Raw genomic sequence first — 19,721 nt, forward strand, 5'->3', positions numbered from 1 at the left:
AATGGTGTGATGGCGGCGTCGGATCGCGGTGACCTCGGCCAGGTGTTCAACGAGGTACCGCAGCTCTACGACCGGGTCCGGCCCGGATATCCCGACGAGTTGTTCGCGGACCTGGCCGCGATCACCGGCCTGGACGAGCGGTCGTCGGTGCTGGAGGTGGGCTGCGGCACCGGCCAGGCGACCGGTTCACTTGCGGCGCTCGGCTATCCGGTGACCGCCGTCGAGCCGGGCGCGGCGATGGCCGCGCTCGCCCGGCAACGGCTCGCCGGTCACCGCGACGTACGCGTCGAGGAGTCCACGTTCGAGCGGTGGGACGATCGCGGACGACGCTTCGACGTCCTGGTGGCCGCGTCGGCGTGGCACTGGGTCGATCCGTCGATCGGGTGGCGACGCGCGCACCGGGTGTTGCGCCCCGGAGGCTGGCTGGCGTTGCTCGGCCACGTCGTGGTCCGCCGGCCCGGCGAGCCGGAGGTGTACGCCGAGACCGCCGATCTGCACGAACGGTTCTCGCCCGGAAATCCCGACTGGGGTCATCCGCCGCTGGCGGAGGAGGTATGCGCCACGGACACTGGTTGGGGCTCGGTCGAGGATCCCGGTGCCCTGTTCGGCCCGCCGGTCGTCCGGTGGTACCCGACCGTGCAGTGGTTCACCGGCGATGGTTTCGCCGACCTGCTGCGCTCGCTGTCGCCGTACCGCAGGCTCGACCACGCCGTACGCGAGCCGTTGCTCGATGCCATCGCCGAGCGCATCCGCTCCCACCTGGAGGATCGGGCCGCCCGCCGCTATCTGACGGTCCTGCGGCTCGGTCAGCGCCGATGACCCGCTGACGCTCGGTGTCGCGCGTCGCCCCGGCAAGAGCGTCGGCCCGGCAAGAGCGTCAGCCCGGGGAGAGGACGCAAAACTCGTTGCCCTCCGGATCGGCGAGACACCGCCACGACACATCGCCCTGGCCGACGTCGATGCTTGTGGCTCCGAGCGCCTCCAGCCGGGCGACCTCCGCCGCCTGATCGTCGTCGGGGTACGGCTTCAGGTCGAGGTGGACCCGGTTCCACACCGTCTTCACGCCGGACGTGCGGAGGAATTCCAGATACGGTCCGACGCCCTTGGCCGACCGCAGCACCGCATGGTCATCGGTCACCTCGTGCAGGGTCCAGTCCATCGCCCCGTCCCAGAACCGGGCCATGGCCCGCGGATCCGCGCAGTCGACCACCACGGCGGCGATCGGCCCGGTGTCCCGGTAGATTTCCCGAGGCTCCAGCACGCAGAACACGTTGCCCTCCGGGTCGGCCAGCACCGTCCACGGGACGTCGCCCTGGCCCACGTCGGCAGGCGTCGCACCGAGTTTCTTCAGATGCGCGACCAATTCCGCCTGATGGGCCGCGGAGGTGGTGGCGAGATCCAGGTGTACGCCGTACTTGACGGTTTCGGGGTCCGGGACGGTGACCACGTCGATGCAGACGGCGGCCGGGTCCGGCCAGGTGAAACCCACGGGTTCGACGTTTGTCACACCGGGTTCCTCGATGGAGACACCCCAGCCGAGCGCCTCCGCCCAGAACTGGCCGAGGGCCGAGTCGTCACGGGCCTTGAAGTTGACCTGAACCAGACGGAGTGCCATGCCATGCAACCGTACGGGTTGGCGCGGGGCCGCAGGCCGGAGGGTGGGACGTTGGGCCACGACCTCGACCGGGCAGCGCAATCGTCAGCCGCTGGCGGCGTAACTGAGAATCTTCTGGGGCGTCAGCCGAATCCACGCCGTAGCCCAGGTCAGTTCCCGGCCGTACCGGTTCGCGGCGGCCGTCACGTCGTCCGCCGAGGCAGCCACGACCTCGACGGCTCCTTCCATCATCACCATCGCGTGATTCGGGCCGTCGCCCTGCATGACGACAAGCGACGCGTACGGGTGTGCGGCGAGGTTGGCCAGGCGGACCGCGCCAGCCACCGTGGGTAACCACACGGCCCGTTCGTGCAGGACCAAGCTGGCCGGCGTGGCGTGCGGACGGCCGTCAGCCCTCGTGGTGGCCAGTACGCCGTACGCCCCCGGGTGGAGCAGTCGGGCCAGCTGGGCACTTGTCATCCGATTCTCCGCCGGGAACGACGACGCCGTGGCGACACCGGCCCGGCTGAAGGAGATGTCCTGCAGTTCGGCAAGCCAGACCACTTCCATGTCCATGCCGCGATCGTCTCGGTTGGAGTGGGGTTGAGGTCAAGTGTCTTCCTGCCGGTGCCGAGCATGCCGGTCGTCGAGGTACCCATCGGCGTGCCGAAGAAAGCAGCCGGGCGGGTCGCAGTGGCCCGCCCGGCTGCCACTTCGCTAGCTGTCCCGGCTCAGCACCGTGAAGGTGAATCCGGCGCTCGTCGTACGGCGCAGCGCAATGCCGCACTTGACCCGGCGCAGTGCCTCGTTCCTGCTCAGGCCGAGCCCCTGCGCGATGAGTCGGTCCGGGCGCACCGGCACCGGGTCGGCGAAGACGACCTCCAGCTGGACCGGCCAGGTTTCGTCCCGCCAGGGCGACGGGATGTCCAGCCGCCAGGCGCCCGTCCAGTCGAGGACGAAGCGGTGGCGCCGGGCGAGCAGCGGGTCCAGCAGCGTGGACGCCACCAGTTGCGGATCGTTGACGCGGTAGCCGTCGAGTTCGGCCGGATCGAAGGAGCTGACCGGCGTCCGCTCGTGCACGGTGAGCTTGCTCGTCCGATCGCAGGATACGCAGCGGACCAGTAGCCACACGTCCAGCAGCTTGCCGTTGGCATTGACGCGGAACCTGCCCTTGCCGGTGGTGGCCGACTCCGCCCGGCAGTCGACGCAGCGCATCGACAGCAGCGGCAGCCTGGTCCGACGAACGACCCAGGGCAGCACGGGATGAGGTGGTGAAGACATGGTTTCTAGACCTGATCTCTAGACCTGACTGAGGCCGATCAGCGCGGCCTCGAACGCTGTATGACCGGGCGTGCGCGGGCAGCCCGGCGGAACCGACGGGAGCGTCGGCTACAGGTGGGTGAAGGTGTCAGGTCTAGAGAGCGGGCGGGGTCACGCGGTTTTGTCCTCTGTCCTCACGACGATGGGCGCCGGCAATCTATGGGTACGCGGAAGTACGGCTCAACCGGTTTTCCGGCCGGCGTCGGGGTGTGCCGCCCCACTCGTCCTGCTGAGGGTTCAGCTCACTGCCCTTTTGACGAGGGCGGTGAGCTCCTGCTCGGTGTTGTCGCTCAGCGCGGTCACCGCGTAGGAGGTGGGCCAAAGGCCACCGTCGTCGAGGTTGGCTTCGGTGGTGAACCCGAAGGTCGAGTAACGCTCCTTGTCGACCTGCCCGCTGCGGAAGAAGCACACCACCTTTCCCTTCCGCGCGTAGGCCGGCTGTCCGTACCACAGCTTCGGGGACAGCTCCGGAGCGGTCGTGGTGACGATTGCGTGGATTCGTTCGGCCACCACCCGGTCCGCCGGATCCATCTCCGCGATCTTCGACAGCACGTCGAGTTCCTCGACGGCTGCTTTCTTGCCACGACCGCCGCGGTTCGCCTCCTCCCGTAACTCCGCGGCACGCTGCTTCATGGCGGCACGCTCCTGGGCGGAGAAGCCATCGGTGTTCGACCTGCCGGGTTTGTCGCTCATGCGGCCACTCTCCTGCGGTGTGACGGTGTGCAACTGAGGCTAGCCGTGCTGCGGGACTTGCCACTTCTTGATTCCTGACGGGTGCGATGCGGTGTCCAGGCCGGTCAGGAATTCAGCAGCACCTCCCGTGTCGTCTGCCAAAGTTGTTGAGGCATGATCACGCTCCTGAGCTGGGGTGCCTCGACTTCGCTGGCAGCGGACGGGCGCCGAGCCTGCCAGCGAAGTTGAGGCGAACTGCGGTGCAGTGTGTCCGTGTTCCGGCGTGTAGCGCTCTCTCTGGTGCGTTCTGGCGGGAGGTACTGGTGGCGGTCATCGAGGCCCTCCCCGAAGTTGGGCCGTTCGGTGTAGCTGGTCGAAGATGATCTGGTCGACTGGGGACACTCGGTCCCGGTCGGCGTAGGTAAGCCAGACGATCTCTTCGATCTCGCTGTCCGGCTGGAGTTCGCCTTGGTACTCGGCCGTGTAGCAGGTCATGCGGACCACGGTTCCGTCAGGATGGCCGTGTGCTTGCGCGTGGAAGGTTCCGGCGGGCTCGGCGGTGTCGGTCACGATGGTGACGCTGAGTTCCTCGTGGATTTCGCGGACCAGGGTTTCGATGTCGCTCTCGCCTTCTTCCCGTTTGCCGCCCGGGATGTAGTAGGCGTCCTTGCCGGCGGACCGAGTGCTGAGAATCGCTCCGTTCTGGATGTGGATCCAAGCGATCTTGTCGATGATGGTCACGATTTCGCTCCAGAGGTAGCGCCGGTGGGGTTGACGTGTCGAACGACGGTTGCTCGTCTCGGCTGTGGGACGTCAGCGGTGGGTTCGAAGTGCTCGGGCGGTGCCTGCCTGCGCCGAAGTTGGTGGTTGTCAGGGTCCCGGGCCGCTTCGATCTGGTCCATGATCCATTGGGTGATGGGCGGGAACTTGTTGTAGTGCGGCCAGGCGTGCCACTCGTAGTGCGGGTTGACGGTGCGCTGGATCTCGCTGGTGAAACGTACGAGTGCCGGGCCCGGGCGCAAGACGCCGGCGATGGCTTCGCGGATGTCCTCGGGGATGTTGAGGTGGTGCCGTCGTCCGGTGCGGATCTCTTCGAAGATCGCGCTCACGACGGCATCGGCGATCGGTTCAGGGTTGAGGTTGTCGGTCATCGCCTGGTGGCGCCAGTAGGGTGAGGCGAACAGTCTTGCCAGCGCGACGATCTCGGGGTAACTGGCGGCGTCAACGGCCGCGTTGTCGATAAAGCGAGTTTCATCGCCTTGGTTCTGGAAGACGAGCAGGCGTTCGTGCGATGGCTGCCCTCCCCCGGAGCGGTCGCTCCACCCCCGGCAGATTGGTGCCGCCGCCATCACAGCAGAGCGGACCGGTTCTCGTCGGTGAAGCTGGATGAGGCGCCGATGCCGGCGGTTGGCGGCGAGGATGTCCGGCAGGTGAGCAAGGTCGGGCTGATCCTCCTGCTGGAGAGTGCCGAGCCAGCGCCGGTGCCGCAGGCAGACGACATCTTCGTGGGTTGTCCAGACCTGGGGCCGCGCGGGACCGCGCCGGGTCGTGCAGTGATCGCAGGCGAACCGGATCCGGTTGTGCGGCCAGCGCCAACCCCAGTCGGTGGGACCAGGCCGGGGCCGGCCCGCGATCTGCATCCTCGCGAGGTCGGCAGGCGTGCAGAGCTCGAGCATGGCGTAGCGCAACGTGCGGGCCGGATATCCGGTAAGCATGGCGAGTTGGTCGGCGGTGACCGTCTCTTTCTTGACGCTGCCGGTCAGGTGAACCTGGAGCTCCAGGCCGGTCAAGGCGTTGGCCGCAGCGAGGCGCGAGACGTAGGAGCGGACGGTTTCGTTCAGCAGCGGCGGCAAGGCGCGGGGCAGGCGCCGCAACGGCGGCAGTCGCAGTGCAGTGGTCGTCATGCGGCGCCCTGGCTGTCGGACTCGGCGGCGTAGTCGACCGGGGTGCCGTCCAGTAGTTCCCGGGTGATCGCCTCCGCGCCGGTGTCGATTGCGGTAAGCGCGGCGGCCCGGACCAGGTGTGACAGGCTGCCAATCATGCCGCCGGTGCGTTTGTGCAGGTAGCGGTCGAGGCGCGTGAGCGTGCCTGGTTCGTGTCGGTGCAGCCGCAACGCGCCTTCCAGCGTCGCGATCAGGCTCTTCCATTCGGTTCGGTAGGGAAACGCGGCGGTCTTGATGAGCACGCAGCGGCCGGCGATCTGCTTGCCGCGGACGCCGGTGAACAGGCCGTTGCGTTCGACGTTGATACCGGCGTAGACGAACGTGGCCGGCAGGTGCTCGGTGAAGTATTTGAGGTGGTCGGACATGTCCTCACCGGCCGCGGTGGCGAGGTTGAGGTTGTGGATCTCATCGACCAGCACCAGGTCGCATCGGGCCTCGATGAGGACTTGGCAGACCGCGTCGGCGATGTCGGTGGTGTTGAACCGGGGTTTGACCGGCGGCAGGCCGAGGAACCGGGCGAACTCCGCAGCCAGCTTGCGCGGCGATCCCTTCGGCGGGGTGGTGACATAGACGACCGGGATGCGGTCCTGGCCGGGGAACCGCTGCCGAACCATCAACTCGTGCGTGCGGCCGAGTTGCTTGAGCGCGGTGCTCTTGCCGGTGGTCCAGGCGCCAGAGACGATCAGGCCGCGCCGGGCGCTGGACTCGCGCCGGTTCAGCATGGTCAACAGGCGGCCCTGCTGGGTGACCTGCCGGACGATGGAGGTCGCGACGATCACCATCTCGGAGTGGTAGTCGATGCGGGCCTCGTCGTAGGCAATCCGCTCGGCCGGGTTCAGCGCTGCCCATTGAACTTCGGGTAGCAACTCGAACGAGGCCGGTTCGGCGTCGACGAAACGCCGCCAGCCCTGCAACGTAGTGGGCGGATCGCGGCGGTCTCCCAGCCCCGGCTCACTGTCCGGCTCGCCGTTTACCACCACCGCTTGGCCTCCTCCCGTGCATCGAACACCGGCAGCGGGATCACCGGCGCCAGGTCCTCGTCTGGCTCCGGCTCGTCGTCGGCATCGGTGTCGGGTGCGACCGGCGCGGGACACGGCAGGGCAGTCGCGGCGGTGGCCCGGGTGCGGCCGGCGACCTTGCGATCCTTCTTCGTGGTCTTCTCAGCCGGTCCTTGCTCGGCAGTGTCCAGCAGAGCCGCAGCGGCTTGGGCGATCTCGGCCTCGGTGGCGGCGTCCTGACCACGCTCGGCGAGGATCCGGCGAGCGTGCTGCCAGGCCAGTTCCCCAAACGGGGCCGGTGTGCTGCGCAGATGCTTCCACGGAACCAGGATCCAACCGCCATCCCAGTGGTTGCGCACCCAGACCCGGCTGATGTCGTAGGGGTCGTAGCGGACTTCCCACAGGTTCTTCTTCGACGCCACCCCGGACGGCTGCCCACGCAGCGGCACCAGCGCCTTGTCGTCGTAGGTGCGCCGCCGCAGCTTGACGCCTTCCTTGCCGATCGCGTTCCAGGACACCGGCAGCAACTCGATGTAGTCGTCGCCGGCCAGCGGGACCGCGGCGTATCCGCTGATTTCGATCAGCGCCGCGTACTGCTCATTCGGCGTCAGCGCCTTGTCCGGGGTGACCGGATCCCGCAAGCCGGCGTGCGGCCGGTTCTGCCAGACCGCGACGATCCACTCATCGAGCAGCGCCTGCAACTCGGCCATCGACCAGACCGCGTCCCGCTCGGCATGCCGGCCCCGATGCTCGACACTGGAGCCGACGTAGCCGGCGACGTACTGCGCGAACAGCGTGTCCACCGAGTCGAAACTGCGCTCGACGTTGCCCTTCTCCCAGGGCGATCCCTTGTGGGCGGGCTGGAAGTTGATCCCCATCGCCCGGCAGGCGTTTTGGAACGTCCGTGAGATGTAGGCCTTCCCGTGATCACATACGATCGTCTCCGGAACGATCACCGGCCGGGCCGCGGCGTGCTCAAGGCGTTCGTCCAGCTCGGTCAGCCGGCGATGCGGCAACACCGACCTCGACATCCGCAACGCGTCGACCCAGCCGGGCCGCATCGGCTCCGGCGTCATCGCCTTCGCCAACAGCACCGCCGCGTCGGCGGCCTTCGTCGTAGGACGCAGAACCGCCGCCGGGATCGTCCGCGTCGCCAGATCAATCATCCAGGTCAGTTCCACCCGGTCGGTCTCACCCGTGTCCAGCACCACCCGGACGTTCAACGGCGTGGAGTCGATCTGCGTCCACTCGCCCGGCCGGAACGCGGTCACCGTCCCGAACGGTCGGTCCGGCCGCTTGGCCACCGACTGGCGGGTCCGGGCCGACCCGATGGTGTGCCTGCCGGCCGACAGCGACGCGAACAGTCGGTAGAACGTCCGCTCCGGCGGCATCGGCGGCGCATCCGGCCCGTACTCAGCGGCGAGAATCTGCTGCGAACGGCGCCGCACCCGCGTGGCCGTGCCCGTGGACTGATGCGTCTGTTCCTCGATCGCGGTCACCATCGCCGCGATCACCCGCTCATCGGCCCGGCCGGTCGGCGACGACAGCCGCGCGAACCGACGGTCCACCAGAGCCCACAAACCCTCACGCTCGTAGCCACGCCGCAACCGCTGCAACGTCTTGAAACTGACCTGTTCACCCTGCCCGGCCAGCTCCGCGACCTTGGCCAACTCCCGTTGCCGCAGCGTGTGGGTCTCCGGATCGAACTCCGGCCGGCCCCGGGCACCTTTCTCCGCGCCCGGTGGCCGCCCCGTGAGCACCTCCACGATGTGCCGCTCCCACCAGCGAGCCTGTTCGACAGCCTCGTCCGGCAGACCATCCAGCAGGCCGGCCGGCGGCAGCGGCGCCGGAGGCACCGCGGAAACGATCCTGAACGTCGGATCGGTGAGTAACCGGCTCAGCGGCACCACCACCGCGCCACCGGCGACGTCGAGCAACCGGACCTGGCCCTCGGCCAGGCCGTCCACCACGTGCACCTGCCCGCGGAGCCGAACCTCGTCACCGATACGCAGTACCGGCGGCCGCGACACCGTCATCGAAGCCCTCCCGCCACCCGCACCAGCGACGTCTCGCTCAACGCCGCCGACCGCAGATCCGCCTGCAACTCCCGCAACCACAACATGTGGAACAGCACCGGCAGCACTCCTAGCGGATCACCGACCGCGCTCGCGCCCTCCATCAAAGGGACCGGTCGTGCGAACACCCGCCGTAACTGATCAGCGTGGACCCGCTGGTGATACCGCCGGTGCCGGTAGCCCGACAACCAGCGCAGATTCGCCGCGAACACGGCATCCAGCGCGCCCACCCGCTCAAACCCCCAGCCGACAGCCTCACAGGCCCGCGCTGTGGCCGCGAACTTCGCCGCATCCTTGGGTCCGATCCGGTCGTCGGCGCGGACGTCGATCACCACCGCGGTTCCGTCGCGCCGCCGGACGAAGTAGTCCGGCGCATGCCGTACTGGCCGTTCGTCCTTGTCCTGCCAGCACAACCAGAACGGCTGCGACGAAACCGTGAGGACATCCGGGTCAGCGTCCAGCAGCATCAGCCGGTCACGCTCCAGCCAAGATTCGTACCCGACGTGCTCACCGCTGGTGGCGAAGAACCACAACCCGGAAAAGCTGCGCTGACCTCGGCGGGACGTGAACTGGCGTACCGCACCGGCACGCTCGAACGGAACACTCCAGCACAACGACAGAGGCCCACGCTGACGAACGCCAGCCGAGTCGATGTAGACCAGCTCGAACTCATCGCCCGGCCGCGCCGGAGCCGACGCCCTCGCAGCGTGCACCGCCACCCGCTCTCGCTGAAGCAGTCCATCAAGATATGCCTCAACTTAAATGGCAGAAACCGCGAGATGCCTCAGACACGCTGGCAGTGCCTCACATCAACTGGCAGACGACAACCTCCCGGGTGAGCTTCGGCCGATTAATGGATTACCGGTTATAGCAATGCAGTAAATTCTCCGCACAAAGCGGGCATATAGGTGATGCATCATAATGACAGTTAAGGTGCGTAAGGGTTTACGCTGGTGCGATGGTGGATCGGGCCCGCCCGAAACCGGCCGTCAAGCGGTCAGGAGGTGGCCCGCCCGTACGCCATGCGCGCTTCGGCGACCTCCGCGGCCTGCCGCGCACGCCAGCGCTGCTGTGCCTGTCGGTTGCAGACCCGGCAGACCCGCCGGAAACGGCCGGTGGCCGGGTCGATCTCCCGGTCGTGGCCGTTGCGGCACTGGGGGCGCTGGGCGCGGTCGCGGCAGTTGTCGGCGCGGCTGCGCTGGCGCAGGTGGCTGGGCTCGATGCAGTCCGACGCGCCGCAGTCGTGGTGGACCTCCAGGGCGGGGTCGTAGCCGCCGACGAAGACCACGTACGCCGCGATGTGTGCCCAGGCCCGGCCGGCGAGTTTCTGGTACTCGCCGGGTCGATTGCCGTAACCGCGCACGATGAGGCATCCGTTGCCGGCCCGTGTCGCGCGGCTCAACAGGTAGGCCCGGAGGGTCTCTGCGGTGAAGTGGCGCGACAGGCCAGTGATCTGGGACAGCACGGGATCAAGGGTATGACCCGGGTGCGACGCGGTGGCCGGCCGGGCGACGCGCAGTCATCTACGCCATCGGGGCAGCATCCGGGAGGACATCTGCCGCCAGAACCGTTGCAGCTCGGAGCGGGGCCCCAACTGCCAGCTCGCTCGGCTCGGTCGCTCCGGGTGCCAGGTGGCCAACTCGACCTGCCGTGAGCAGAACGCCTCGTCGATCTGGTGGGGCAGGTCCTCGTTCGGCGCGGGCAGCGGGCAGAGCCGGAACGGACAGTCGGCCACGCAGGTGGCGCCCGGACTCGTCTTCTCGATGGGGTGGTCGCGGCTGGCCTGTAGTGGCGCGCGGTCGCCGGTGAGGCAGGGCGGCAGGTCGCTGCGGTTGGACCGGGCCAGCAGCCGGTCGCGTTCGGGCGGATCGTCCGGGTACCGGCCGGTGAGGTTGAGCAGGAGCATCACGTCGGCGAGCAGACGTTGGGCACGCTGGTCCAGCACCGCCCAGCCGACCGACTCCGGCAACCACGACTCCTGCTCGCCGCGGATATCGGCACTTGGTTCGCTGTCACCCACCCGGCTGACGATGTCCCGCTCGTCGATCCAGCAGTATCGCTCGGGATGCCCGCTGCGTAGCGCCAGCACGCACAGCTCCGCCGCCTCCTGCACCAGCGGGTGCGTCGTACCGCCGCCGTGCTCGGGCGCGGCCGGGCCGCCGCCGGCGATGCTGAGCCAGTAGTCGACCAGGCCACGCGGGTCCGATACCGGCCGGTCGTACGGCAACCACTCGTGCGGGTCCTCGGGCAGCGACAGCAGGGTCAGCGCCTGGAGCAGTGCGAGGTGCGCGTACCAGAGATGGACGTGGCGCAGCAGCCGTTCGGCCTGCTCGATCAACGCCTGCCGCCGGTTGCCGCCGTCGTCGAAGACGCGGCAGTTGGCGGCGAGACGAAATCCCTGCGCCAGGTGCATCTGGCGGGTCAGGTCGTCGGCCTCGGTTGGTTGGCGGAACCGGTCGACTGCGGCGCGCAGCAGGTCGTGGGCACGTGCCTCCGATTCCTGCTGCGCCTGCGGTGGCAGGTGGCGTTGGGAGTACAGGTACAGCAGCGGGAGCAGCCAGCCCCGCAGTTGTTCTTCGTGCGTGTGATGCTCCGGGCCGGGGCGGGCGAGTGGGCTCTGTAGGCGATCCGCCAACTGCCGCGCGGCCAGGCCACCGCCGATGGCGATCTGCCGTACCGCGACCAGCCGGACCGGGTACGAGGTTTCGCCGCAGATCATGTCGAAGAACATGCGGTAGGCGGGTGTGCCGGGTGCTGCGCCGACGTAGCTGCTCTCGCGTTCGACGAGGAGCCGGGCCGCCGCCCCGAAGCGGTGCATGAGGGCCAGCTTCGCCTCACCGAGCGGCCGGTCCGTGACGGAGTGGTCCTCCTGGAAGGTGTGCCAGTTGGCCGCCACGGCCGCCACGATGCGCGGGTGCGCGGGCTGCGCGGACCAGCCGTCGATCTCGAAGGCGGCGGCGAACATCTCGACGGCCCGGGTCCGATCGCCGCTGGGCAGCAGGACCTTGCCGGGGCCGGCCTCGGTGCTGCCGCTCTCCCGGCTGGCCAACTGGCACAGCGCCTCGGTCAGGAACGCGCAGAGGGTCGCCACCACCGACACCCGATCGTCGTCCGCGCGGGCCGGCAGGCGCTTGCCGCCGGCACGCGACGCTTTGACCGGGCTCGGCGGTTGCCCCTCGCTGCGGGAGAAGAGCGTCATCGCGATGAGCAGTTCCCGGCTGGGCCGGTTCGAGCCCGCCTGCATCCGCTGTCGAAACCGGGCCTGGTCCGGTTCGATCGCCGGCCTCAGGTAGCGGGAACCCAGGTAGGCGTGGAGTGCGCCGTCGGGGAATCGCAGTCGACCGTTGGGCAGGCGTTCCACCAGACCGAGCAGGACGCCGAGGGCCTGGGCCAGGCCGAGGTCGGAGTCGAGGCACGGGTTGAATCTGGTCACGTTCTGGCGGAGCGCCGCCACCAGGAAATCGTTCGCCGGGTCGAGCAGGTCCGTGGGGTTGACCTCGGCGGTACCGTCGATCAGCCCCAGGCAGGCCAGCGCCGAGAGGATCTCGACAACATCGCTGCGCTCGCGCTTGGAAACGCCGTAGTCCTGGTGCACCCAGCCACTGATCAGCGCCTCCCGCCAGCTCTCCAGCAGGTGCCAGCGGGCCGCGCAGCGGTCCCGGGGTTGGCGGTCGTCGCGGGCCGCCGCCACCTTCTCCAGCTTGCCGCTGCGCCGAAGGTCATCAATGATGCGCAGGTAGACCGGGGATTCGGCGATGTCGGCGAGCCGGACCAGGTCGGCGACCCGGGCCCAGCCGGCACCGTGGGTCGGGTCCGGGCCGAGGACGTACTGGAGGGCGGCTCCCTCGCTCAGCGGTTCCAGCTGGAGCACGCTGGCGTTCATGCCGCGCAGCGGGTCGCTGGGTCGGGAGGCGATCACCAGCGGCAGGTCCTGGATGGCGGCCTGGCCAATGGCGTAGCGCAGCACGCTGTCCCGGTCGATGTCGGAGCCGACGTCGACCTGTTCGAGGCCGTCGGCGAGCACCACGATGCGTTCTCGCCGACGTAGCCACCGCCACGCCGTGTCGCCCTGCCCTGCGCTCCACAGCCACGGGTCGACGAAGCTGAGGAACTCTTCCCTGGCCAGGGTGAGAAAGTCGAGGTCCTGCTCCTTGTCGATCCGCCGGCCGCGCAGGTCCAGCCCGATCGGCACCAGGCGTCTGTCGGCCAGGTGCTGAGCGAGCAGGGTCAGGGTCGCGGTCTTGCCGGTGCCGATCCCGCCGACGAGGATCAGTGGGCGGCGGACGTCTCGGTCCCGCAGTCGCCTGAGCAGCAGCGTGCAGAGTTCGTCGCGGCCGACCACCCAGCCGAACTGCTGGCCGGTCGCGGTGTGCACCACCCGTTCGGGTTCGCGCAGGACGGTCGACCGGTACCTGTTGGTGAGCCAGGCGTACCAGCCGCAGAGGAAGATGACGGCGCCCAGCGCCAGACCGAGCAGGTTGGTGGCCAGGCCGGTGACCTGGCCGCAGTAGAAGGATGCCGACTCCGGGCACACCTGCCACGGTCGCAGTGTGCCGAATCGCGCCAGGATCGACACGACCAGGGCGAAGATCAGCCAGATCGCGTAGGCCACTCCGACGATCACGACCAGCCAGTACAGGCGCGCCCTCGGCCGGTGCGGGAGGTAGTCGTCGGGCATCCGCTCGGCGGCTGCCCGGCTCGCCCGCTGGCCGGCGTGCTCGCGCCAGGTCTGTCGGCGGCGACGCCACTGCCACAGCCGGACCCGCGCCTGCCAGCGCCGGTTCGCCCAGCTCCCGGGTCCTCGGCTCACCTGCGGCCGTCCCGCCGACCGCAGCTCGACGGGGGAACCGCCAAAAGGGGCGTCTGTGAACAGGGTTCGCTATTCACCTCACCAAGGGTAATCGGCACCCGACGGCCACCAGGGACGTTTGGCCACCACCGTCGCCAACGCGCCAACTCCGCCGTTCAGTGGCGACCACCAGGGGTGTCACCCTTCACTAGTACGCTGTACCAACGCGCCGAGCGGTGTAGCACGTTGGAGAACTGGCTTGCGCTCTACGCCTCGGCGTTCGGCCCGCAGCGCACCGAGCAGGCCCGGCGGTTGCTGTCCGGGATGACCGCCCGCGCCCTGGACCGGGTCGACACCAGGGTGGCCACCCTGGAAGCCGAGGGCGCGCTGCGGCACCCGGATCGACTGCGCCACGCCACCGTGCTGCTCGCCCTGATCGACGGCCTCTGCCTGCCACTGCTCGCCGCCGAATCGGGCGCGAGCGTGGCGGAGGCCCGCAGCATCCTCGCCGAGGCGGTCGAGCGGCTGGTGACGGTCAACCCGCCCGACTGATCACGGTCAACTCGGCGTCGGTACGCAGTACACGTCGCCGGAGTTCGCCTCGTGCGGCAGCGCGAGCAGGTGGCGGGCCATCTCCTCGGCGCAGACCCACCGCCCGAGGGTCAACGCCTTGTCGTCGCCGAGCGCCACGTCGAAGCCGCCGAAGCCGAGCGCGGTGAGCCGGTCCAGGCAGCGCAGCGCCACCGTACGGCCGATCGTGGTGAATTCGAACGACAGTGCCGGCAGCGGGCGGCTCAGGCCGGCGAGGACGGCGTCCTCGAAGCCCTCCACGTCGATCTTGACGAAGGCCGGCGTGCCGTGTTCGGCGATGAGCGCGTCGACGGTGGTGACCGGGACGTCGATCTGGCCGTCCCACACCTGGTCCTCCCAGCCACCGGCGCCGGCCGCCGCGGCCACGAAGTCGGTGGAGGCGGTGGAGACCGTCGGGTTTGCGGAGTTGACCAGGAAACCGACCTGTCCCGGCTGCGCCCCGCAGGCCGCCTCGACCACGCTGACCTGCTCGTCGTCGGCGTAGATGGCCCGCAGCGCCCGCAGGCACAGCGGTTGCGGCTCGACGGCCACCACCCGGGCGCCGAGGCGGCGGAAACAACCGATGTGGTCACCGACGTGCGAACCGATGTCGAAGACCAGGTCGCCGGGGCGCACGAAGCGCGCGTAGAAGGCATCCATCGCCGCGTCCCGGTCGGGGTCGCCGTAGTAGACCTCCAGCGAGCGGCGCAGCGCGGCGGTGGCCGGGTCGGCCTTGAGCGCCTCGACCGCAGCGGATTGGGTACCCATCGCAGCACCCTAACCCGACCGGGTGGTCGCCGTGGCGGTCCGCGCGGCCACCGGTCACCCCGTGTGACGTACCTCGGTGTGCCAGATGTCGGCCCACGGCCGGCGCAGCCCCCGGCACAGCCAGATCGGCCCGCCGTTCTCGTCGTTCTCCACCGCCACCCGCAGGTCCACCCGACCGGCGAAGCTGACCTCGCGGAACCAGGCCCGCAGCTGCTCCGGCCGCGACCAACCCACGGCGATCACCACGTCGGCGTGATCCGGCGGCCGGCCGAAGTCGGCCATGCTGTTGTGCCCCGAGTACGCGGCGGGCAGCCCACGCTGCGGACCGTAGCGGGCCACCGCACCGGCCTCGCCGTAGTTACCGGTGAGGATGACCGCGCGCTGTCGCTGCTCGGCCGGCAGTTCGCGGTACACGGCGGCGAGCGAGTCGGCGAACGCCGGCCAGCCGATGGTCTCGCCGCCGTCGTAGTTGACGGCCACCACGAAGCCCGGCAACCGGTCGGCCGGCAGCACCGGCAGCAGCAACACCGCGTTGCTGGCGGCGGTGAGGACGACCACGGCTGCCAGCACCGCGCGCCGCACCCGGGTCCGGGCCGCCCAACCGGCGGCGACCACCGCACCGGCGGCGGTGAGCACCAGCAGCAGCGGCGCGTCGTAGTAGCCCTTGCCGCCGACGAGTAGCACGATGCCGGCGACCACCAGCCAGGTCCAGCCGAGGGCCCGGTAGCCGCGCCATTCAGGGTGGCGCAGCAGCACGATCAGACCGAGCACCCAGATCGGTACGACGAACGGGCCGATGATCACCAGGTGCAGCAGCAGCGCGTCGAGTCGCCCGCTGTAGGAGCTGTCGCCGCCGGAGATGGTGGCCGCGACGCCCAGTTGCGGGAACCCGTTTACCGCCTGCCAGGCCAGGCTCGCGGCGGCGAGCAGCGCGAACAGCCCGGCGGCGACCCACACCCAGCGGTCGCGCAGCAACCGGCGTGGGCCGGCGATCGCCAGCGCCGCTACCAGCCCCACGGCCAGCAGCGCGGGCAGCAGCTTGTTGACCATGCCGACGCCGAGGACCAACGCGATGGCCAGCGCCCACCGGGTGTCGCCGCTGCGCAGCAGCCGTACCGTGCACAACCCGGCGGCCAGCCAGACCACCAGGTCGACGGTGGTGGTGCTGAGCAGGTGGCCGGTGGCCAGCACGACCCCGGAGGCGGCACCGAGCAGGGCGGCGAAGGTCTGCCCACCCCGGTCGGCGCCGAACTGCCGGGCGATCGCGGCGACCAGCAGCACCGCGCCGCCGGCCAGCAGTGCCGACGGCGTACGCAGGGCGAGCAGGCTGCCCGGGGCGAGGGTATCGGCCAACCGGGCCAGGGCGGGCACCAGCGGACCCTGGTCGACGTAGCCCCAGTCGAGGTGGCGGCCGGCGAGCAGGAAGTACAACTCGTCGCGGTGGTAGCCGTACCGTGGTGCCAACAGCAGCAGGAGCAGGGTGAGCGCTGCGGCGACGAGCCACGGTCCGGTGGCCCGATCCCCGATCGCCGGGCCGGTCGGATGCGGCGTCGCCGTCGCGGCGCGGCTACTGGGCGTTGCCGTGGCCATGACCAGCATTGTCGGTCGGACCGAGCGGGCGCGGAATCCCCCGATGGTCCCTGACCGGGCAACGATCCCGGCCCGGAAGATCTTGTTAGCCTCGGGGCATGGAATTCCCGTCGCCGGGTCGCCCGATGGACCTGATGTTCCTGCTCAGCTGGGCCAGCCACGCGCTGCGGGCCGAGCACGCCACCGGCCTGGCCGAGTTGGGCATCTCACCCCGGGCGTACGGCGTGCTGCTGCGCGCCCACGGCGGCGGACTCACCCAGCGGCAGATCGGCGAGATGTGCGGGGTCGACAAGACCACGATGGTGGTGACCCTGGACCAGTTGGAGGCCGACGGGCTGGCTCGCCGCGTCCCCGCGCCGGGCGATCGGCGGGCCCGGCTGGTGGAGCTGACCCCGAAGGGGGAGCGGGTGCTCGACCAGGCCCGGCAGGTTTCGGCCCGGATCGAGGCGAACGTGCTCGCCGTCCTGCCCGAGGCCGAGCGCGAGCTGTTCGTCCGGGCCATCCAGCGCCTGGTGAACGAGCGCCTCTCCGGCCAGTGCGGGCCGGCCGGTTCGGTCTGTTAGGCGGACACCGCATCGAAACACCGCGACCGCGCGGGGCGAAACCGATCGGGGCGAAGGTCAGATAGACCGGTAGTGGGACCGGCGGCGCCGCGTCCCGCCGGACCACCGTAGACAGGATTTAATCTCAAACCAGATAGTCTCGTACAAGACTATCTGGTACCGTCGCCGTGCTGGGTTCCCGATCGAGGAGTGACTATGAGCAGTACCACCGTCTCCACCGTCAGCACCAGCACATCCCTGCGCCGACGGGTTCTCGGCGTGCTGGCGGCCGTCGCGGCAAGCGTCGCGATCTGGCTGGTCACCGCGCTGGGCGGGGTCGACTACGCGGTGACCAGTCCGGGGCAGCCCGAGGTGGTCGTCAACCTCGTCCCGGTCGTCGTGGTCTCGCTCGGCGCGGCCCTGATCGGCTGGGCGGCACTGGCCCTGCTGGAACGGTTCGCCGGGCACCGGGCCACCACCATCTGGTTCACCCTGGTGCTGGCGGCCACCCTGCTGTCGTTCGTGCCCCTGGTTCAGGTCGAGGCCACCGCCGGCGCGAAGCTCGCCCTGGGCGCGATGCACCTGGCGGTGCCGGTCGCGTTGATCCCGCTGCTGCCCAAGCGCGACCACTGAGCACCGACGCTCGACTTGACGACACGCGGCGGGCGCGCTAAATAAAGAAGTGAAGTTGAGTCGATGGGGCTCAACTCCAGGAACCTTCGGCTAGAGGAACCGAGGAGGCACGACATGCTGATGCGCACCGACCCGTTCCGGGAGATCGACCGGCTCACCGAGCAGTTCTTCGGCACCACCAGCCGTCCGGCCGTCATGCACATGGACGCCTACCGCGACGGCGACTACTTCTACGCCGCCTTCGACCTGCCCGGCGTCGACCCCGACAGCATCGACTGCACCGTGCAGCGCAACGTGCTCACCGTCCGCGCCGAGCGTCGCCGGCCCGCCGGTGACAGCGTCGAACTCGTCGCCGCCGAACGGCCGATGGGGGTGTTCAACAGGCAGCTCTTCCTGGGCGACACCCTCGACACCGACAAGCTCGAAGCCGGCTACGACAACGGCGTACTGACGCTGCGTATCCCGGTGGCCGAGCGGGCCAAGCCCCGCCGGGTCACGGTCACCGCGACCGGCAACGGCCGCAAGGAGATCAACGCCTGACGCCACCGCCCTCCCGCGATCTTGCACTTTCGGTCCTCGGATAACGAACAAAAGCCGTAAAGGGACGACGCAGAGTGCAAGATCGCGGGGACGGGTGCGGTGGGGATCTTGGTGGATCGGCGCGCCTGGACGGCGTGGGGCGGCAAGGCTGAAAAGCTTCTTCACATGCGTTCGCACGACCTTCCGGTGCTGTCGCACCCGCCGGCCCAACCCGTCCTGCCCGGTGAGCCGCTCGCCGTCACCGAGGCCTGGCTGCGTAACCGTCGGCTCAGCGAACACACCCGGGACGCGTACCGCCGCGACGTCGCCGGCTGGCTCGCCTGGTGCGCCAGCCGCCACCTCGACCCGCTGCGGGCCAACTTCCTACACGTAAACGAGTACGGCCGGGCGTTGGAGAGCAGCCGGTCGGCGCGTACCGGACGGCCGCTGACCCCGGCCACCGTGGCCCGCAAACTGTCCGCTCTGTCCAGCTGGTACGACTTCCTGGTCAAACTGCGCGCCCTGGACACCAACCCGGTCGCCGGCGCCGACCGGCCACACGTCGACCGCGACCACTCGGCCACCGTCGGACTGACCCCCACCGAGGTCGACGCGCTACTTGCCGCCGCCGAGGCCGACACCGGGCCGACCGCCGCCCGCAACCGCGCCGCCATCGCCCTGCTGGCCGACCTCGGGCTGCGCGTCGGGGAACTGGTCGCCCTGGACCTCACCGACCTCGGCGCCGAGCGCGGACACCGCAGCGTGCGCTTCGTCGGCAAGGGCGGCAAGCCCCGCCGCCGGGCACTGACCCCGTCCACCGCGTACGCGCTGGACGCCTACCTGACCGAGCGGGCCGACCGCCAGGGCGTACCGGTCGCCCAGCTCACCGGGGCGCTGCTGGTCACCGCCAGCGGCGCCCGCCTGGACCGGCACTCGGTGTTCCGGCTGGTGCGCCGGCTCGCCCGCAGCGCGGGCATACCCGCCTGGGCCCGGCTGTCGCCGCACTCGCTGCGTCACGCCTTCGCCACCACCGCCCGCGCCGAAGGCGTACCGCTGGAAGACGTGCAGGACGCGATGGGCCACGCCGATCCACGTACCACCCGACGCTACGACCGGGACCGGCACAACCTCGACCGGGATCCCGCGTACGCCATCTGGGCGGCCCGCGCCCGCCGCCGCAGCTGACCCTCGGCCCCGCTTTCGCCCGCATCACCGCAGCGGATTCTCTACCGTCGGATGATGTGGACGTCGAGCAGCCGTGGAGCAGGCCGGCCCGGCGGCGCCAACCGGTCCGGGCCGGACTCGTCCTCGCCGGTGCCGCGGTGGCCCTGTGCTGTGTCGGCGTCGCCGGACTGGGCGCCTGGAACGTCCAGGTGGTCACCCAGGCCGCCGGCCCGGTCCGGGAAACCGCCGACGGATTCCTGCGGCAGGTCACCGTGGGCGACACCGACGGCGCCTACCAGCGGCTCTGCACCGACGCGCGGACCCGGTGGAGCGAACTCGGCTTCACCAGCTGGGTACGCACCCCGCCGGTGGTGCGCGACTACGAGATCCTGGACGTCTCGGTGGCCACCCGCTCCGGGCGGCCCGTCGGCACCGTCACCGTACGACTCACCCGCGAAAGCGGCACCACCGAGCAGCGTGAGCTGTCGGTGGTGCGCGACGACGCCGGCTGGCGGGTCTGCGGCGACCCCTACTGACCGCCCGG

Annotated in this window: 20 protein-coding genes; 7 read left to right on the forward strand and 13 right to left on the reverse strand. The window is 69.8% G+C overall.

Annotated elements, in window-relative coordinates:
- Window positions 1–9 precede the first annotated feature (9 nt).
- Window positions 10–819 carry a methyltransferase domain-containing protein gene (locus tag QQG74_RS16485; protein WP_341715656.1) on the forward strand — a complete coding sequence of 270 codons (810 nt, stop codon included), beginning with the start codon at window positions 10–12 and terminating at the stop codon, window positions 817–819.
- A gap of 58 nt (window positions 820–877) precedes the next feature.
- On the opposite strand, the gene QQG74_RS16490 is transcribed toward QQG74_RS16485, so the two are convergent.
- The 11 genes from QQG74_RS16490 to QQG74_RS16540 all read right to left on the reverse strand — a co-directional run bounded on the left by QQG74_RS16490 (window position 878) and on the right by QQG74_RS16540 (window position 13,412).
- On the reverse strand, window positions 878–1,615 hold the full coding sequence (locus tag QQG74_RS16490) for a VOC family protein (RefSeq protein ID WP_341715657.1): 738 nt from the start codon (window positions 1,613–1,615) through the stop codon (window positions 878–880).
- An 84-nt stretch (window positions 1,616–1,699) separates the two neighbouring features.
- Window positions 1,700–2,170, reverse strand: coding sequence for a pyridoxamine 5'-phosphate oxidase family protein (locus QQG74_RS16495; RefSeq protein ID WP_341715658.1), 471 nt, complete (start codon window positions 2,168–2,170; stop codon window positions 1,700–1,702).
- 141 nt (window positions 2,171–2,311) lie between these two features.
- Complete coding sequence (locus tag QQG74_RS16500; protein WP_341715659.1) at window positions 2,312–2,875, reverse strand: DUF1062 domain-containing protein; 564 nt, start codon at window positions 2,873–2,875, stop codon at window positions 2,312–2,314.
- Between the two features lie 276 nt (window positions 2,876–3,151).
- Window positions 3,152–3,607 carry a DUF1801 domain-containing protein gene (locus tag QQG74_RS16505; RefSeq protein ID WP_341715660.1) on the reverse strand — a complete coding sequence of 152 codons (456 nt, stop codon included), beginning with the start codon at window positions 3,605–3,607 and terminating at the stop codon, window positions 3,152–3,154.
- A gap of 309 nt (window positions 3,608–3,916) precedes the next feature.
- The gene (locus QQG74_RS16510) at window positions 3,917–4,327 is read right to left on the reverse strand and encodes an NUDIX domain-containing protein (protein WP_341715661.1); all 411 of its coding nucleotides are present in this window, start codon (window positions 4,325–4,327) and stop codon (window positions 3,917–3,919) included.
- A complete protein-coding gene (locus QQG74_RS16515; protein ID WP_341715662.1) occupies window positions 4,324–5,490 on the reverse strand; it encodes a TniQ family protein in 1,167 nt (388 codons plus the stop codon). Before QQG74_RS16515 ends, QQG74_RS16510 begins: the two co-directional genes overlap by 4 nt.
- Window positions 5,487–6,509 carry an ATP-binding protein gene (locus QQG74_RS16520; protein WP_341715663.1) on the reverse strand — a complete coding sequence of 341 codons (1,023 nt, stop codon included), beginning with the start codon at window positions 6,507–6,509 and terminating at the stop codon, window positions 5,487–5,489. Before QQG74_RS16520 ends, QQG74_RS16515 begins: the two co-directional genes overlap by 4 nt.
- Window positions 6,500–8,563 (reverse strand): Mu transposase C-terminal domain-containing protein, encoded by a 2,064-nt coding sequence (locus QQG74_RS16525; RefSeq protein ID WP_341715664.1) that lies wholly within the window; start codon window positions 8,561–8,563, stop codon window positions 6,500–6,502. Before QQG74_RS16525 ends, QQG74_RS16520 begins: the two co-directional genes overlap by 10 nt.
- Window positions 8,560–9,321: a TnsA-like heteromeric transposase endonuclease subunit gene (locus tag QQG74_RS16530; RefSeq protein WP_341715665.1), complete on the reverse strand. Its 762-nt coding sequence runs from the start codon at window positions 9,319–9,321 to the stop codon at window positions 8,560–8,562. The genes QQG74_RS16525 and QQG74_RS16530 overlap by 4 nt, the downstream gene beginning before the upstream one ends.
- Window positions 9,322–9,599: 278 nt before the next feature.
- The gene (locus tag QQG74_RS16535) at window positions 9,600–10,067 is read right to left on the reverse strand and encodes an HNH endonuclease (protein WP_341715666.1); all 468 of its coding nucleotides are present in this window, start codon (window positions 10,065–10,067) and stop codon (window positions 9,600–9,602) included.
- 54 nt (window positions 10,068–10,121) lie between these two features.
- Window positions 10,122–13,412 carry an ATP-binding protein gene (locus QQG74_RS16540; RefSeq protein ID WP_341715667.1) on the reverse strand — a complete coding sequence of 1,097 codons (3,291 nt, stop codon included), beginning with the start codon at window positions 13,410–13,412 and terminating at the stop codon, window positions 10,122–10,124.
- A gap of 174 nt (window positions 13,413–13,586) precedes the next feature.
- Between QQG74_RS16540 and QQG74_RS16545 the strand changes: the two genes are divergently transcribed.
- On the forward strand, window positions 13,587–13,943 hold the full coding sequence (locus QQG74_RS16545; RefSeq protein WP_341715668.1) for a TetR family transcriptional regulator C-terminal domain-containing protein: 357 nt from the start codon (window positions 13,587–13,589) through the stop codon (window positions 13,941–13,943).
- Window positions 13,944–13,949: 6 nt separating this feature from the next.
- On the opposite strand, the gene QQG74_RS16550 is transcribed toward QQG74_RS16545, so the two are convergent.
- Both QQG74_RS16550 and QQG74_RS16555 read right to left on the reverse strand, forming a co-directional pair.
- On the reverse strand, window positions 13,950–14,729 hold the full coding sequence (locus QQG74_RS16550) for an FkbM family methyltransferase (RefSeq protein WP_341715669.1): 780 nt from the start codon (window positions 14,727–14,729) through the stop codon (window positions 13,950–13,952).
- A gap of 54 nt (window positions 14,730–14,783) precedes the next feature.
- Window positions 14,784–16,319 (reverse strand): glycosyltransferase family 39 protein, encoded by a 1,536-nt coding sequence (locus QQG74_RS16555; protein ID WP_341715671.1) that lies wholly within the window; start codon window positions 16,317–16,319, stop codon window positions 14,784–14,786.
- 98 nt (window positions 16,320–16,417) lie between these two features.
- On the opposite strand from QQG74_RS16555, the gene QQG74_RS16560 reads away from it, so the two are divergent.
- The 5 genes from QQG74_RS16560 to QQG74_RS16580 all read left to right on the forward strand — a co-directional run bounded on the left by QQG74_RS16560 (window position 16,418) and on the right by QQG74_RS16580 (window position 19,713).
- Complete coding sequence (locus QQG74_RS16560) at window positions 16,418–16,882, forward strand: MarR family transcriptional regulator (protein WP_341715672.1); 465 nt, start codon at window positions 16,418–16,420, stop codon at window positions 16,880–16,882.
- A 195-nt stretch (window positions 16,883–17,077) separates the two neighbouring features.
- Window positions 17,078–17,494 (forward strand): DUF6069 family protein, encoded by a 417-nt coding sequence (locus QQG74_RS16565; protein WP_341715673.1) that lies wholly within the window; start codon window positions 17,078–17,080, stop codon window positions 17,492–17,494.
- Between the two features lie 114 nt (window positions 17,495–17,608).
- A complete protein-coding gene (locus QQG74_RS16570) occupies window positions 17,609–18,034 on the forward strand; it encodes an Hsp20/alpha crystallin family protein (RefSeq protein WP_341715674.1) in 426 nt (141 codons plus the stop codon).
- 165 nt (window positions 18,035–18,199) lie between these two features.
- Window positions 18,200–19,198: a tyrosine-type recombinase/integrase gene (locus tag QQG74_RS16575; protein WP_341715675.1), complete on the forward strand. Its 999-nt coding sequence runs from the start codon at window positions 18,200–18,202 to the stop codon at window positions 19,196–19,198.
- A 56-nt stretch (window positions 19,199–19,254) separates the two neighbouring features.
- Window positions 19,255–19,713, forward strand: a complete 459-nt coding sequence (locus QQG74_RS16580) for a hypothetical protein (RefSeq protein ID WP_341715676.1) — start codon at window positions 19,255–19,257, stop codon at window positions 19,711–19,713.
- Window positions 19,714–19,721 lie beyond the last annotated feature (8 nt).

This window comes from Micromonospora sp. FIMYZ51, from assembly GCF_038246755.1.
Lineage (GTDB): Bacteria > Actinomycetota > Actinomycetes > Mycobacteriales > Micromonosporaceae > Micromonospora.